The sequence below is a fragment of the Scytonema hankhaensis NUACC26 genome (assembly GCF_045865695.1).
GTDB lineage: Bacteria > Cyanobacteriota > Cyanobacteriia > Cyanobacteriales > Nostocaceae > Scytonema.
This window is the reverse complement of sequence record NZ_BAACAP010000252.1, coordinates 157,393-173,903: the sequence shown is the minus strand read 5'-3', so window position 1 is coordinate 173,903 and position 16,511 is coordinate 157,393. Positions and strand designations below refer to the sequence as shown.

13 protein-coding genes are annotated in these 16,511 nt (G+C 42.8%); 5 read left to right on the top strand and 8 right to left on the bottom strand.

The features are described 5' to 3' along the window. Positions 1-526: 526 nt before the first annotated feature. Positions 527-2,797: a cation:proton antiporter domain-containing protein gene (locus ACKTT2_RS49220; RefSeq protein WP_407900426.1), complete on the top strand. Its 2,271-nt coding sequence runs from the start codon at positions 527-529 to the stop codon at positions 2,795-2,797. A 135-nt stretch (positions 2,798-2,932) separates the two neighbouring features. Here the strand turns inward: ACKTT2_RS49220 and ACKTT2_RS49215 are convergent, their stop codons facing one another. The 5 genes from ACKTT2_RS49215 to ACKTT2_RS49195 form a co-directional block, all read right to left on the bottom strand. Then, positions 2,933-3,151: a hypothetical protein gene (locus tag ACKTT2_RS49215; RefSeq protein ID WP_407900425.1), complete on the bottom strand. Its 219-nt coding sequence runs from the start codon at positions 3,149-3,151 to the stop codon at positions 2,933-2,935. Positions 3,152-3,460: 309 nt separating this feature from the next. Beyond that, positions 3,461-3,619, bottom strand: a complete 159-nt coding sequence (locus tag ACKTT2_RS49210; RefSeq protein WP_407900424.1) for a hypothetical protein — start codon at positions 3,617-3,619, stop codon at positions 3,461-3,463. Positions 3,620-4,442: 823 nt separating this feature from the next. After that, a complete protein-coding gene (hisA, locus tag ACKTT2_RS49205) occupies positions 4,443-5,216 on the bottom strand; it encodes a 1-(5-phosphoribosyl)-5-[(5-phosphoribosylamino)methylideneamino]imidazole-4-carboxamide isomerase (RefSeq protein ID WP_407900423.1) in 774 nt (257 codons plus the stop codon). Positions 5,217-5,352: 136 nt separating this feature from the next. Then, a complete protein-coding gene (locus ACKTT2_RS49200) occupies positions 5,353-5,646 on the bottom strand; it encodes a DUF3593 domain-containing protein (protein WP_407900422.1) in 294 nt (97 codons plus the stop codon). Continuing rightward, positions 5,643-5,990, bottom strand: coding sequence for a DUF2499 domain-containing protein (locus tag ACKTT2_RS49195; protein ID WP_407900455.1), 348 nt, complete (start codon positions 5,988-5,990; stop codon positions 5,643-5,645). The genes ACKTT2_RS49200 and ACKTT2_RS49195 overlap by 4 nt, the downstream gene beginning before the upstream one ends. 79 nt (positions 5,991-6,069) lie before the next feature. On the opposite strand from ACKTT2_RS49195, the gene csaB reads away from it, so the two are divergent. The 4 genes from csaB (at position 6,070) to ACKTT2_RS49175 (ending at position 8,523) form a co-directional block, all read left to right on the top strand. Next, positions 6,070-7,107, top strand: a complete 1,038-nt coding sequence (gene csaB / locus ACKTT2_RS49190; protein ID WP_407900421.1) for a polysaccharide pyruvyl transferase CsaB — start codon at positions 6,070-6,072, stop codon at positions 7,105-7,107. Between the two features lie 25 nt (positions 7,108-7,132). Next, positions 7,133-7,723 carry a Uma2 family endonuclease gene (locus ACKTT2_RS49185; protein WP_407900420.1) on the top strand — a complete coding sequence of 197 codons (591 nt, stop codon included), beginning with the start codon at positions 7,133-7,135 and terminating at the stop codon, positions 7,721-7,723. 81 nt (positions 7,724-7,804) lie between these two features. Beyond that, positions 7,805-8,194: a VOC family protein gene (locus ACKTT2_RS49180; protein WP_407900419.1), complete on the top strand. Its 390-nt coding sequence runs from the start codon at positions 7,805-7,807 to the stop codon at positions 8,192-8,194. Between the two features lie 8 nt (positions 8,195-8,202). Continuing rightward, complete coding sequence (locus ACKTT2_RS49175; RefSeq protein ID WP_407900418.1) at positions 8,203-8,523, top strand: type II toxin-antitoxin system TacA family antitoxin; 321 nt, start codon at positions 8,203-8,205, stop codon at positions 8,521-8,523. Between the two features lie 95 nt (positions 8,524-8,618). On the opposite strand, the gene ACKTT2_RS49170 is transcribed toward ACKTT2_RS49175, so the two are convergent. The 3 genes from ACKTT2_RS49170 to ACKTT2_RS49160 all read right to left on the bottom strand — a co-directional run bounded on the left by ACKTT2_RS49170 (position 8,619) and on the right by ACKTT2_RS49160 (position 15,807). Then, on the bottom strand, positions 8,619-14,141 hold the full coding sequence (locus tag ACKTT2_RS49170) for a trifunctional serine/threonine-protein kinase/ATP-binding protein/sensor histidine kinase (protein WP_407900417.1): 5,523 nt from the start codon (positions 14,139-14,141) through the stop codon (positions 8,619-8,621). Positions 14,142-15,118: 977 nt separating this feature from the next. After that, the gene (locus ACKTT2_RS49165; protein WP_407900416.1) at positions 15,119-15,472 is read right to left on the bottom strand and encodes a hypothetical protein; all 354 of its coding nucleotides are present in this window, start codon (positions 15,470-15,472) and stop codon (positions 15,119-15,121) included. Continuing rightward, positions 15,469-15,807, bottom strand: coding sequence for a hypothetical protein (locus ACKTT2_RS49160; RefSeq protein WP_407900415.1), 339 nt, complete (start codon positions 15,805-15,807; stop codon positions 15,469-15,471). Before ACKTT2_RS49160 ends, ACKTT2_RS49165 begins: the two co-directional genes overlap by 4 nt. Positions 15,808-16,511 lie beyond the last annotated feature (704 nt).

Sequence of the window (16,511 nt, the reverse complement as noted above, 5' to 3'; positions counted from 1 at the left end):
ATTAAAATCGCATCTATACAAACGCTCGTCCGCCTACGCGGACTTCATATTTAGTCCACGTAGGTGGTGAGTCCAGCGCGCATGAGGCGGGTTTCCCGCGCCCAGGCGACTGGCGAACCCGAAGGGACTTAGCTTGTGTAGCCGAGGCAATGCGTTGCGGAGCCAGCGCTGAAGACGGGTTTCCCGTCGCAGGCGACTGGCGTTGGGGTTCCCCCCCGTTGAAGCGTCTGCCGTCGGTGAATTCTATTCTGAGGGCAAAGTGCCAAATTGGGATACTCCTTAGTGGTTAGTACTTAGTGAATTGTAGTTAGTAGTTAGAACTATCAACTACTAACTACTAACTACTAACTACTAACGCATTCTTTTACAAATGCTATGATAAAACCTTTCAAAAAAGAACAGTTGTTAGCCGTTCGCAGTATAGATTTAGTTGGCGGTGCGTTAAATGGCTCTTAGATAGATGACCTAATACTAGCTGACAATAGAAGATTCTTATAACAGCACCATCAAGAATTTTGAGAAAATAATGAACCCACTGCTCGACTTTTTACTTACGGCTGGTGCAGTAGCCGAAAAAGGTTTAATTAAACCCCTTGGTCACCATGAGTTGCTTTTAGTATTGCTGGAGTTAGCTCTGCTGCTTTTAGTCGCCAGAGGTTTAGGCGAGTTTATGCGTCGAATTCAGCTACCACCTGTGGTAGGCGAACTACTAGCAGGGGTGCTGCTCGGTCCATCTGTGTTCGGCTGGATTCTGCCAAATTTACAGGGGCATATTTTTCCCAAAAGTCAAGCACAGTCTGACCTGCTTGCGGTTGTCTCCTGGTTAGGAGTACTGTTTTTGTTAATTGTAACTGGATTAGAGACCGACCTCAACTTAATTATCCGTAAAGGTAGAACCGCTTTACTGATTTCGTTGGGAGGGATTATCATCCCTTTTGCAACTGGACTGGGGCTGGGCTGGTTTTTACCAGACAACTTTTTAGTAAACCCTTCTCAACGTTTAATATTTAGTCTCTTTATTGCGACCGCTATGAGTATCTCAGCAGTCCCGGTGATTGCCAAAGTACTCATGGACTTAAAGTTGATTCGGCGGGATATTGGTCAGGTCACTCTGGCGGCTGGTATGACCGATGATACCATTGGCTGGATTCTCCTGTCAGTAGTATCTGGGTTGGCGAGCAGTGGCAAATTCGATTTCCAAACAGTCTTTAGGTCAATTGGCGGAGCAGTACTGTTTTTGGGAATTGCCTTTACCATTGGACGATCGCTCATGGCTAGGGTGTTACGTTGGGTAGACGATTACATTGGTGGACCGACAGCTAGTTTGTCGGCTTTGTTAGTACTAGCATTCGCTGCTGCCGCCTTTACCCACACCCTGGGAATTGAAGCCGCTCTGGGAGCGTTTGTTACGGGGATTTTGGCAGGACAATCGCCACGCTTTAGTCGTGAGGCGGGGCTGACTCTGGAACTGATCTCCACCGGATTTCTTGCTCCTATCTTCTTTGCCACGGCGGGACTGAAGGTGGACTTACTGCAACTGCTGGCTCCCGAAACGTTGGCGATTGGCTTGGTGGTACTCGCGATCGCCTGCTTTGGCAAATTCACAGGAGCGTACCTGGGTTCTCTTCTGGGCGGCTTGAGCCACTGGGAAGGTATTGCCATGGGTTCGGGGATGAATGCCCGTGGCGCGATGGAGATTATCGTTGCCACGATTGGGGTTTCCTTGGGCGTACTGAATCCGCAGATGTACTCGATTATTGTCATGGTAGCGATCGTCACCTCACTGATGGCTCCGCCTCTGTTGCGTTGGGCATTATCCAAAGTGTCGGTCGGTGAAGAAGAAGCTCAACGCTTGGAACAAGAAGAACTGGCAAACCGCAGTTTTATTAAGCGTATCCACCGGGTACTGATACCTACTCAAGGAGGACCGAATGTCAGATTAGCTGCCCAGTTAGTCAGTCACTTGGCGCACCAGAACCCAGTAGAAGTGACAGTTCTATTTGCCAAGAGCGATAAAAAGCCCAAACGTCAATCAGCGAACGCTGTAGCAACTGCCGTCAAAGGTTCCACAGCAGAAACTGCTATTGGCGCTGTAGTGGAGGAGTTTCATCTCCCGGCTGACACACTGCTGCAAACTAAGGTTGAGTCGGGACCAAACAAAGCTGAGGTGATTCTTAAGGAAGCTTGTAAAGGTTACGATCTCATTGTTATAGGTGCAACGGAACGTCAACGTTCCAGAGGTGCTCTCTTCAGTTTACTGGTCGATCGCGTAGTTCAAGAAGCTTCTTGTGCCACAATGGTTGTGAAGTCGAACCTATCCCAAACTCAGAAGCAGACCGATCTGGCTGACTACCACAAGATTGGTCATATTTTAGTACCAACCAGTGGCACCGACTACAGTCGATATGCGGTTGAGATCGCCAGTACCATCGCTGTGGAGACTGGGGCGATCGTCACGCTAGTCAATGTCGTGAACCGGACGCAGAGGGAATATGTTCTGTTTGAGGAGCAGACAATACACTCTGTGACAGAGATTGCCCAACAAATTTTGTATCAGCAAGCCGAAGTGGGGCAAGGTTTGGGGGCAATTGTTAAAACTGTGATTTTAACTGGAATTCCAGAGTTTGAAATCCTCAACTTTGCCCGCACTAAGCAAGTGGACTTGATTGTCATGGGTAGCAGTGTCCGTACAGTATCGGGTCGGGCGTTCTTTGGTCACCGTACCGATGCCATCCTCAATAAGGCACACTGCCCCGTTACCGTGATTACACTAAGTAGCAACCCGATCTGTGAGTAATTTGTTAACTATCAGTATCGAACAAAAATATTTTAGCGCAATCCCCAAGTGAACTACCTACATCGCCACTCTTGCTGGTCGGTGTAGGCTTCTGGCACGCTCTTAACGTTGCTAGAGTGAGAACTTAATACGATACTACATCAAGCAGAGTACGCGGTTACCTGATAATTGAAGCATGGTTGTTTGCTCTGACCAAACTGCTCCCAATTCAACTCCAATTTGATAGGGAAGAACATTCACCATCGCTCCTGTATCCAAAAGTCCGATAACTGACTGTGATTTTTCCCTATAATTCAACATCAGTGGTAAAAATGGCTTAAAGCTTGCTTCTCCTAAACTGCTATCAGTTGACATGAAAGAATATTTTACTGGATGACTCATGATTTAAGGAAGTTTCCGCATTTAACGCGAATAACATGATATTGGCAGCTTCTACCGCATCATAGGGAGACCAAACAGAGTATGACGCCCCAGACTTGATAAGATTAGTTTCTAAAGGAAGCTAGATCCGCAGCCAAGAGTTGAATGACTTCTAGTTTATCTACGCGATTGAGCCTGCGTAATTGTTCTACTAACTCATGAGATACCATTGTTAACCCTTTTACTTATTTGATATCAATCTACAGAAATTAAGAACTGGATACTTTACTCTTTTTTCATTTCTTAAAATCTATCTTCTGTGAACCGTTGGTAAAACGAAACACTAATAGCATAGCCTACCATAATACTTAAAATAACAGTTAGTAATGCACCCAACCATAAGCTAGTGACTAAGGGTTGATTTTTTCCGCTATCAAAATATAAAGATAATGTACTTGTCATTGGTTGGGAAACCATTTGACCAACAGCAATGGCTGCACCTAAACCTGTAAGAAGTTGTCCCAGTTTAGCTTGTCTATCTCGAATGGCATCTTCACTTATACTTTGTTTGATGAAATTTCAACCACTTTAGAAGTCAGGATGTTTTTTCAGTAGAAGGTTGAATTAATGGTACTTCATCTAACTCATCCTCATCACTGAATGCAAAGGCTATATCAGGGTTGGCGATCGCTAATGCACTTTCATGCTACTCATGAATAATTGCTTCTAGTTCGTCCCAAGCTCGTTCACAAAACATGGCTGAGCGATCTAGCTTCTGTTAGGTTCTTAGTTGGTGGTGCGTTCAATACAGTTTAGTCAAAAAGAAAAATAGAGACGCTTTCTTTGTACGTCTCTATTGGAGAGGAAACCCATTAAATGAAAATTGAAAATCTTCAATAAAAATCTATATAACCATAAAACTATTTAGAGTTTTTGAAACGCGATTTCTTTAAAAATTCTTTGATGCTCTGAAGTAGTTTTTGGATATTAAAGCTTGGGAAACTGAACATATTAGATTCAGTTCTAACGGGTCTGCCCTTTCTAGGAATTTTTTGACGGTTCATGATGGGTTACCATTTTGGATTTTAGATTTTAGATTGAGAACGTTATACTCAGATTTGATTTCAACCAACTATCTATCACATTCTGTGTTCAAATTAGTGTTGTTTGTTTTTCCTTACATACTGAGATACACGATCGCTAATTCACATTCCGGAAAATTAAAAAATAACCGGCGGTAAGCCGGTAGAAACATCTGACAACACCTTCAACCTTTACACAGGCATTATGCAAAGGTAGAAAAATCTATATTTGGTGGAATATCTTGAATGCGTCCTTGTCCCACTGCACGCAATGCTTCTCTTAAAGAAATATCGCCTGTGTACAAAGCACGTCCAACAATAACACCTGTAACGCCTTGTGGTTCTAAAGCCAACAAGCTTAACAAGTCAGTTATGGAACTGACACCACCAGAAGCAATGATGGGTATAGTAACAGTAGATGCGATCGCACGCAATGCTTCTAGATTTGGTCCAGAAAGAGTCCCATCTCGATGAATATCGGTGTAAATAATAGCAGCCGCCCCCAATTCTTGCATTTGGACAGCCAGTTGTGAAGCAGAAACCTCAGAAGTTTCCAACCAACCGCGAGTTGCAACTAACCCGTTACGAGCATCTATACCAACAACAATTTGTCCGGGAAACTCTTGGCAAAGTTGTTGTACGAGTTGGGGCTGTTCTACAGCTACGGTTCCCAAGATAACTCGTTGCACTCCCAGATTGAGTAACCGTTTTGCTGTGGAGTGTTCCCGAATGCCTCCACCTACTTGAACTGGTACGGAACAAGCTCGTACAATTGCCTCAATCGCTGCTAAATTAGTTGGCTGACCTGTTTTTGCACCATCTAGATCGACAACGTGCAACCTAGTAGCACCTTGCTCGACCCACTCTTTGGCAACTTCAACAGGATTCTCATTGAAAACTTGCGAAAGCGAATAGTCACCTTGGTATAGTCGCACGCAGCGACCTTCTAGTAAATCTATTGCCGGGATAGTTTCCATAGTAATTAGTTGTTAGTTGTTAGTTGTTAGTTGTTAGTGGTCAGGTGGTCACTGGTCACTGGTCACTGGTCAGGTGGTCACTGGTCAGGTGGTCGCTGGTCACTGGTCAGGTGGTCGCTGGTCACTGGTCAGGTGGTCACTGGTCACTGGTTCCCTTCATCACCGCTTCGCGAAAACCCAGCACAATCAAGATATTAGAAAGCGTCAAAAAAAATTCGGCGCTACCATGCAACCAATCAACGTTCGCGAGAGAATTACCATAATGGACTTGAGCATAAATCCCAGCCGGAATGGTAACGGCAACAAAAACGAGAGTGCCATAAAATCCATACATTGCCAAACGAGGCATGGGCTGAACTCGGCTGAGATACCATAAGAAACCCAAGTATGGAAATAGGGAAAGGGCAAAAAGGGTTTCTTTTGAAATCATTTCTTTTCTAGGGAGGAGAGATTAGAAGTTGAGGAGTAGGGAGTTGTGTTGGTACGATAGGAACGCCAAATCCAAAAAGCTGCTGCGCAAAGCGTAAAATTACCTATCAAGGTCATGGTAGCTTGTAGAGTCACCAGCCATTCTAGAGATGGTGCGTTATCAAAATAATGCCAAGTACAGGCACACATTGCGCTGACTAGGGCGGGTAACATCGCAAAGGATAATGCCCCCCAAGCACGGTGTCCTGTGACTTCCCCATATTTCCAGATTAACCAAATAGCGGCAATCCACTCAATAACGCTAGATATATGAATAATCCAAGTTGGGATCGAGAGAGCATGCATAGGAATCAAGGGTTAATAGTCATTGGTCTTTTTGAGAAAAAATTGATAAGCTAAAATCCACTCATCCAAAATTAAAAAAATGCGGGTTCTGTTATCTGGGTATTACGGTAAGGGGAACGGTGGGGACGAAGCTTTACTAGCAACACTTCTACAAATGCTACCACCATCAGTCACACCTGTGGTTCTCTCTGGTAATCCCAAAGAAACAAGCGATCGCTATAATGTGGAAGCACGCGATCGCATGAAAATCTCCCCTGTTGTGGAAGCTTTGCGCTCTTGCGATGCCTTTATATGGGGCGGTGGTAGTTTAATTCAAGATACCACAAGTCTTATCAGCCCTTTCTATTATGCCGGAATTATGGCGGTAGCCCAAAAAATGGGTTTGAAAACTATTGCTTGGGGACAGGGAATTGGTCCGTTGAAGCGTCCTATAACTCGTTGGTTAGCACGGCTAACTTTTAGTGGTTGTACAAAAGTGAGTGTCCGCGATCGCACTTCTGCTGCTATACTAGCCGATTGGCAAGTTCCTTGTATTTTGGCTCCCGATCCGGTGTGGGCGTTGGAAAGTAAACCAGTTCCAGGACTCTGGGATTTGCCTGCTCCTAGAGTTGCAGTCACATTGAGAACTCATCCCGATTTAACAGAAACACGTCTTGCTAACTTAACTCGCGCCTTGGCGGATTTTCAAAAAGCGACGCAAACTTTTATATTATTGCTACCGTTTCAAGAAAGTGAAGATTTAGAAATAGCTCGAGCCATTCAACCAAAACTTGAAGGTGTCAGCCAGGTATTGTCCTTAAAAGAACCACAACTTTTAAAAGGGGTTTTTCGCGGTGTAGAAATGGCAATTGGGATGCGCTTGCACAGCTTGATTATGGCTGCATCGGAAGGGTGTCGCTGTTTTGCGCTCAGTTACGATCCCAAAGTCAATCGGTTAATGGAAGATTTAGATATGCCGGGATGGGATTTAGCAAAGTTTCCTGACGATCCTAATATTATTAGTAAAACATGGATCGAGCATTATGCTAACGGCGAGCCATTATCTACAGATAGAATACAGTCGTTAGTAGATAGAGCGCTCATGCATCGCGAGGTTTTGAAAGAAGTTCTAGAATAATATACAGTCAACTCACTTTTTTCCTATGACTACCGTTACCCCTAAACGCTTCACTTTAGCTGAGTTTCATCGGCTCATGGAATTGGGATTTCTTACAGAAGATGACCGAGTAGAGTTGATTAGGGGAGAATTAATAGAAATGGCAGCAAAAGGTACGCGACACTCTGTTTGTAACACAAAGTTATCTAAAGAATTGGAGAGATTACTAGGAGATAGAGCCGTTGTCCGCGTACAAGAGCCTGTAGTGTTACTTCCCAATAGCGAACCTGAACCTGATGTTGCCCTTGTGCGAGGACAAGCTGATGATTATTTATCAAATCATCCTCAACCTGAAGATATTTTCCTATTGATTGAAGTAGCTGATTCTTCTCTTGACTACGACCAAAGTACAAAACTAGAATTATATGCTGAAAATGGAATCCAAGATTATTGGATTGTTAATTTAGTAGCCAATCAATTAGAGTGTTACAGTCAGCCTTATCTTAATGAACAAGGAAAGTACGGCGATCGCTTAAAGCAGATTGCGTTACGACATGAATCAATCGCAATTCCTGGTTTTGTCGATTTATCTTTGGATTTAGATAAAGTTTTTCCTAGTTTAAGAAACCAGAAATAGAAACCCAATTTCTTGTTGATACTTGAGTATTCCGAGCAAATGTACTAGTATTGCCTCAGTTGCTTTTGGTGAGAGGCAAAGATGGTTAAATTCTCATACACAATTCTTTATGTCAAGGATGTTCCTCAATCTGTTGCTTTTTATGAAAAGGCATTTGGCTTGAAACAGAAATTTGTTCATGAGAGTAAACAGTATGCTGAGATGGAAACTGGCGAAACAACCCTCTCCTTCACCGCCAACGAATTGGCAAAGTCAAACCTTCCGCAAGGTTTTTTAGAAAACAGCCGCTCTAATCTACCGGCTGGGATCGAAATTGGTTTTGTGACAGATGATGTACCAGCAGTTTTTGCAAATGCAGTAAAGGTTGGTGCTCTTGCTGTTACAGAGCCAAAAGTTAAGCCTTGGGGACAAACGGTAGCTTATGTGCGAGATTTAGATGGGGTTCTGATTGAAATTTGCAGTCCAATGTAATGTTTTGTATGCTTATGGTAAGAGCAGTGAAGGATGCGATCGTGCAACCGCAATTTTCTGAATCAGCTAACCGTAACCGTGATATAAACATCAACATTCGAGCACGTCAAAGACAACGAGATTTAATCGACTGTGCTGCTGAGGCTCTTGGTAAGAATCGTTCCGATTTTATGTTGGAAACAGCGTGTCGAGAAGCGGAAGCAGTATTGCACGATCGTCAGATATTTATTCTAGAAGAAGAAAAATTTTACCAGCTTATGGAACTTCTGGATGCACCACCTTCGGAGAATGAGAAACTTCACAAAGTTTTGACTACCAAGACACCTTGAAAGTGAGGTATTGGACGAATTTACTATGACCATTTCTTCTTACCACTTCGTCAATATTTAAATGCGTTCGCCCTAGGGAGTATCCAAACTTTGTTTTAGGAATCGATAGGAATTGTTAAAACAAATGTCGTTCCCTCATTGAGGATAGAATGACATTCAATTTGACCTGAATGCTTCTCAACAATAATGGAATAGCTAATGGCTAATCCTAATCCTGTTCCCTTACCTACAGGTTTTGTTGTAAAGAAAGGATTGAATAACTGCTGGCGTACTGATTCACTCATTCCAATACCATTATCAGAGATTTCAACAACAATTTGTTTGCTATTTCTTACCCGAGTACGAAGTTGAATAATACCAGAAATTGATGCTTTTTGCTTCAACTTCTCATCTATAGCATCAATTCCATTACTCAGTAAGTTCATGAATACTTGGTTAAGCTGACCTGCATAGCAATCAACGAACGGCAACTCTCCGTAATCCTTAATTACTTCAATCGGTTTAGTATGAGTAAAAAGACGGCTTTGAAGAATGAGTAAGGTACTATCAAGTCCTTCATGAATATTGACAACTTTCTTTTGCGCTTCATCTAATCGAGAAAAATTTCGCAGAGAGCAAACAATTTCTTGTATCCGCTTTGTTCCCATTTCCATGCTGCTCATTAGCTTAACAAAGTCTGATTTAAGAAAGTTTAGATCAATTGCTACAACTTCTTCTCTTATTTCTGGTACTGGGTTGGGGTAATATCGATCGTAAAGATATAGTAATCTTAATAAATCATCTACATAGGTTTGAGCATGAACAAGATTACCATGAATGAAGCTTACGGGGTTGTTAATTTCATGAGCTACTCCGGCGACTAGCTGACCCAAAGAAGACATTTTTTCGGATTGAATCAGTTGAGTTTGGGTCTCTTTAAGAGATTTTAGAGCAATTTTCAGTTGATTAGCTTGATTTTTGAGGTCTCTATTTTTAGTCTTTAACTCTTGAGTTCGTTCTTGAACTTTTGCTTCTAAAGATTGATTGTAATCTTCTAATTGCTCTTTAGCTTTTGCTAGGTTAGCAACCAAGTTAGCATTTTCTAAAGAGATAGCAGCTTGGGAACAAAGAAGCTTGAGAACTTCTAGGCGATCGTCACTAAAAGCATGAGTCGTTAAATTATTTTCTAGATAAAGAACACCAATTAGTTTCCCTTGTTTAATTAAAGGTACACAGAGGACAGATTTGGGTTGTTTTGTAACAATATAAGGATCGTTACCAAATGAATCATCTCTTACTGCATCGTTTAAAACAACGTTCTCTAAGGTTCGGATGACATAATTAACAGCAGAGATAGGAACTTGAGTTTCAAGAGTTTGATTAATACTTTTTGCATCAGCTTCCCTTCCTTCTACGGCTTCTATAACCAATCTTCTCTCGCGTTCAATAATTAGAATTCCTGTTTGAGCACCTGCATTCTCAACAACAATTTTCATTAAGTTAGCAATCAACTGCTCTAATATAATTTCACTGGATAAAGCTAGGGACGCTTTCATAACAGTCTTTAAATCAAGTCCGTTTAAGTTGTTACTTGTAGTTGTTGGGGTTGTTGGAGATGGTAGAGGAGCTAGATTAACATCTTTTTGAGCGGTAATTGTATGCAGTAGATTAGGATAGCACTGCTCTAAGTCATGCGTTTTGGCTTTGGCTCCCCACCGGACATAACCGTAATAGGCATCTAGCAAGTAGTCTTGGGCGATGCGTTCGCGTCCCCAAGCTAAGTAGAAGCGTCCGGCGAATTCTGCTGCTAACGCCTCAATGTGGGTAAATTGATTGGCTTTTGCCGTAGCAATTGCTCGATCGTAACAGTCTGCTGCTTGTGCTCGATCGCCTTGAATTCGATACAGTTCTGCTTCAATGAGTAGATATTTATGCAGAAAGTTCTCTGGGCAATTGTCTACCCAAATCTTATACTGTGCTTGGTTTGTCCGAACTTGCTGTAAGTATTCAGCCTGTTGTTCGGGAGTGGCTGTGTCGTATAGATTAAGCACAATCAACGATTCGTAGATTGGATATTCTGATACAGGTGTAAATCCAAGCGCTCCTTGTAATGTATGTTTTGCTGTCAAAGCATACTCTAAGCCGATAGCAAACGTTTGATTGATGCAGCATAATTGCATTTGCCAAATATAAAACATGCTTAACGAGAAGAAGTCCTGAGCGGTCTTGCAGGTTTCTAAATACTGTTGCCGATCGAGGTGGACAATCGCTTCAGAGGTTACGAATTCCGCATCTGCCGTTGCAGTAGTTGGTTTACCAAGCAGCGGCTGCACCAAGAAATAAATGCCCTCTAAAATATTAGTCAATAAGCTATTTTGAGTTTTCTTGGCAAAGGGCAAATAGCGTTGTAAATTCTCATCGATCGGATTAAGGGGTACGCCACTAAATAAGAGGTTGCTCACCTTGCAAAATAGATTATACCCGCCAAATAGAACTTCCCCCGACTCCAGCCCAGCCGTGTATCCCTCATCGTTAATGTGAAGAATTTCCTGCACTGGGCGACTCCAACTATGAATCCAACTGCCGAACGACAGGCTAACTTTACTCAACTGCGCTCGATCGTTAAGCTTACGCGCCAATTCCATGCCCAAGACCCCAAACTCATACCCCGTCTGATAATTCCCTAGAACAATTCCCGATAACCAACCATAGTTGCCATACCCTTTCACGGTTTCAGGAATATAACCATGCTGCAAGGAAAGTGCCACAATTTTTGCAGAAATTAGAATATACAGATCCAGATTAGAGGTGAGGTAAACTGGAGGATCGAGATTGACCAACAGTTGTACTGCAATCCGAATTCTGGGATCGGTGGCTTCGGCTAAATCATCGAGTAATGATAAGACTGAATGCTCTTGTAGGTAGCGATTAATGCTGGCAACTTCCTGCTGAATTTCTGGTTGTAGCCGATCGGTGCTGATATCAATGTCTAACAGCTTTAGGGCTTGCATCCCAGCAGCAATCGCGGCTTGATGCTGTCCTAAGAAAGTGTGCTGTACAACCAGTAAGTTATACACTTCAGCCTGTACCAATAAATTTGTTGTTTGAGCAAGAATCTGTTCAACTAATGCGGTCGATTGCTCAAAGTGACCACAAAGAAACTCGACTTCTGCGAGTTGTCGATGCAAGGTCAAGGCTAAACTATTCGTGTCTTGCCAACCGGTTGTGTCTAGTAGTTCAATTCCTAGTTTGAGATACTCGGCGGCGGCTGTATAAGCGGTTGATGTTTTGGCTTTTAGTCCAGCGATGTAGCTTAGTTGGGCAATCTGCCGACGTTCTATCGGATCGACAATTAGCGCTCGTCCCTGACTCAACTGACTAACAACTTTAAAGATCTGGTCATCTTGCTCTGTCTGCGAAAAACTTTGTAGCAATAAACGACCAATTTGCAAATGCTGACTTGCTCGTTGTTCCGGCGGAATCAAAGAATAGGCAGCCTGTTGGACGCGATCGTGCGAGAACTTGTAAGGAACGGCGATCTCACCACCGCGCTCGATGCTGTCTAAGTCATTTAATTGGAAAAACTTGTAGGTTTCAGCGATAGGGAGAATTAGTCCTTCCTGTAGGGCTTTCCATAGATGAGTCGCTGTATCGATCGACGACTGTTCTGAGATCGGTGCCAAGGTTTGCAAATCAAATTGGTTGCCAATACAAGCTGCCAACTTCAAAACTGCTTGAGTTGCTGCCGGAAGTTTCTGCAACTGCAATGCCATGAACTCTACCACATCATCAGTTAATGTCAATTGGCGCACCGTGGTCAGGTCACATTGCCAGTAGCCAAGTTCTGGATGGAACTGAATCCAACCCTCCTCGTGTAGTGCCTTGAGAAACTGGGTTGTAAAAAAGGGATTTCCTTTAGTTTTCTGATACACCAATTGCGTCAAGGGGTAAGCCAGGTCATTGGTACAACTCAGGGTGTCTGCCACCAACTGATTCACCGTTGTTTCTACCAGGGGTTCCAGGATAATGGTATTGACGATTGACTTGGCTGTCTGAATCTGCTCCAACGTCAGCATCAAGGGATGAGCTGGAAACACTTCATTATCTCGATAGGCTCCTAGAATGAGTAAATATCCCGAACTTGCTTCACTCATAAGTAATGTTAGCAAGTTGAGGGAGGCTGAATCTGCCCATTGCAAGTCGTCCAGGAATATGACCAGAGGATGATCGGGGGTTGTGAAAACCTGGATGAATTTCTGAAATAGTAAATTGAAACGATTTTGGACAGCGCTACCGGAGAATTCTGGCACCAATGGCTGTTGCCCGATAATCTGTTCTAGTTCGGGAATCACATCTACAATTACCTGCCCGTTTTTGCCCACAGCGTCGAGAATTTTGACTTTCCACGTCGTCAATTGAGCATCGCTCTCACTCAACAGTTGCCCCATCAAGTCACGAAACGCTTGCACAAAGGCAGAGAAAGGAATATTGCGCTGGAACTGATCGAACTTACCTTTGATGAAGTAACCCCGTTGCCGCACGATCGGTTTATGGATTTCGTTGATAACGGCTGTTTTACCAATACCCGAAAATCCAGCCACGAGCATGAGTTCATTACGAGAGGGAGGAGGGTTAGATTCTTCCCCATTCCCCGCTCCCGCTATTCGCTCAAATGCTTCTAACAACGTCTGTACTTCCACTTCTCGACCGTAGAGTTTTCCGGGAATCAAGAAGCGATCGCTCAAGTCGCGCTGTCCTAACTCAAACAGGGCGATCGTACCTGTCGCTTTCCACGCTTGTAAACACTGTTCTAAATCGTGCTTGAGTCCCAACGCACTTTGATAGCGGTCTTCTGCGTTTTTTGCCATCAGTTTGGCAACGATCGCTGCCACCATTGCTGGCACATCCACCTGCACCTGATTGACCGATATGGGAACTTTGGCAATGTGACAATGCACTAACTCCAGAGGATCGTCCCCTGCAAACGGCAGTTGTCCGCTCAACAGTTGGTAGAGGGTGATGCCTAATGCATAGAAATCGGCGCGATAATCAATGCCGCGATTCATGCGCCCTGTTTGTTCGGGAGCAAGATATGCCAGCGTACCTTCTAAAATGTTGGGACTTTGAATTTCCTGAGTTTCACGAGGCAGTAAGGAAGCAATGCTGAAATCAATTAGTTTAATTTGTTTTGAATCAGGATGAATTAAAATATTGGCGGGTTTGATGTCTTTATGCACCACCCGATACTGGCAGAGATGGTGAAGAATTTCCGTGAGTTGCAGGGCGATCGCTAACACCTCGGTTAGATCCAAAGCGTGCTGCTTTCCATATTGCTCCAGCGACATGCTGCCAAAATCTTCCATTACTAGTATGTAGCTATTTCCTAGCGGTTCTAAGCTCAAAGGTTGGACAACGCCAGGAATGGGCAGGTGTTTTGCGATCGTATACTGATTGCGAAACTGCACCAACTCGCTAAAGCTCGGATGCTCTCTTTGCAGCACCTTGATAACCATTGATCGTTGCTGGGCAGTTTGGATGGCTCGATACACTACTGTTCGAGAACTTAGATACAGTTGCTCAACAATGGCATAGCCAGCGATTGTAGGGAATGAATCAGAGGTGCTTGTAGGAGAATGCATACAGTTTGGCTAGTGTTAACCCATATCCTTTAGAATTCCCAAATTTTCTGGCGATCGCATCTTGAATCCTCACAGCTTACAAACTTTTGAGTCGCAGCAATCTCACTCGATTGGTCGATCGTCTCGAAGCTGCTGCAAAATTTTACGACCTTCGGGATCGTGAATGCTCGCGGGTGTGGTCAAAAGTAGTTGGTAAGTGAGCGATCGCTCATTCGTGAGAGGTTAAGGTCAGTTACTATTTGTCACTAAGCAATAGTACTTAAAATATCCCTAGAATCGGGCTAAAATTGGGGTTGAAAACACAATTTTTGAGCAGGCGATGCCTGCGGTATTTGCTAGCCTACGCGTAAGTTTGATATGCATCTTTTATTCTTACTCCATTGGTTCTGTACAAGAGTTAATTTCATACCTGTGCTTGTGACAAATTCAGTAGACCAAAAACTTTTGAAAGTTAACGAAAGAATAAGGGTTGCAGCCGAACTTTTTCGGGCTGGCGATCGCGACTAGTCACGATCGCTCTTAAACCCACCCAGGACTTACGCAACTGGCACAATCAGTCTCAGTGCAACCGTGAGAGCTAAAATAAAGAACCTTTGTCAATCAGTTAAAATACTCAAATGTACTTATGTAAAAATGATAATCGTGTGAGGGGAAGAGTGAGCAGGCGAACGTCGCTAGCCTGCTCATCACGATTCAATTTGGTCAAAATATAAATATGTTGAATCATTAGAATGGAGCCAAGAAGAGTTAGAATGTGGTAAAATAATTAAAATTAAATCGTTTCCATCTCATAAAAAAGTCAGGGCAAACGCATCTAAATATAGTATAGATATACTAAGTGAAGGATAATCGCGGGTGTCAGGAAGGTTAAGCGAGGATATGATGCACAAAACAGCATTGTCAATGTTGTTACTGAATTTATCAATCTTTTTGATTGTTGTGAAGATGCTGGTGTAAGTTAATTGTTCAAGCTTGGTTTAACCCTCCGTCTTGGCATCATTATTATTGTTTTGTTCCATAAGATAATCACAGATCCGGTGGATTTGTTGGCTATTCTCAGCAACAAGCTGCATGGCTTGAGTGGTAACCATCATTAATTCAGTTAAGCGATCGACACGTTGCTCTAACTTACCAAGTGTTGCTGCATTTTCTAAGGTTTGTCTTTCTAGACGTATAAGCATATCATCATGCTTAGCAACTGTTTCAACAGTGCTCGTAGCTATTTGTGCAACCTGTGTCATAAGTGGAGCTAACTGATTTAGCATTTCAGCATGGGTTGTTAGCATTTGTTCCAAGCGTTCAAGTCTGTTTTGAGGTCCGTTCTGCGTCATGCTGCTTCCCCTATCTTTTGCTCTTTCTCTTCGGACAGTGGTTTGAACACATCAAAATGTCCCTGCTTCCACAATTGCTCAATTGCGTTTTCCATTGCACTTCGCGTTAATTCTGGTAAAACAATCAACCCTGGTGGAGCCAAAAAAGGAGAGCCTAACTCTTCTTCCTCTTCTAAATCTTGCTGTAAGCGAATAGGATCTATAAAATAAACTGAGTAAGTTTTGCCATCCTCGCAAAGGACAATCCCATCATTTCTACATCCTTTCATCGGTGTTTCTACATCATCTCTTTCATCCCAACCATACTTAAACACTAGTTTAGGCAAAATTTTCATATCGTTTTTTCAATCCTTATTATTTGCTATGACAAGCTTACCAGACGGCGATTGCCAAGCCCATCCTTAGAGCTGTACGTTTGCTGATTTTTAGAGTCGAAAAGGAATGAATGCCTTATTGTCTAAGGAAAAAACCTGATTTTAGATCTGACTTTACCAATACCATGTAATACTTGGAAAAGCTGAAGTGCGATCGGGCTTGGGAGAATTGTATAGGAGGTAGTAGATAGTAGACTTCCTGGTAGGAAAGTGTACTACTAGAGTTACACATATTACCGATAATTTGATGGTAAAGATAATCATGCTTGAGATAGTGGGGAGTTGAGAATGAAAAGGTCACCCAGGAATTTCACATTTGCGTAATCCTAGTGAAACAGGAAATTAATAGTATCTATAGAAAGTAAGAAGAAACGTTGCTCCAGCAACGCTTATGGTAATTAACACGGTACGATAAAAAGTAGTAAGTAATTATACTATAAACAAAAATTTCGTATATTTCGTTTTTTTCGGATATTGCGATTTTCGTATTGTAGAATTAGAATATCACTAGCAAACACAATAACAGGATTTTCTAATTCCTGTCTTTATTACAGGAACAAGTAATCTAACACCTTGCACCTTCTAAATAAGGATAGGGCTGCCCATCTTCTTACAAAATAACCAGGTCTTGAAGCTGTGCTTTTGTAATAAGACGATGGGACAAG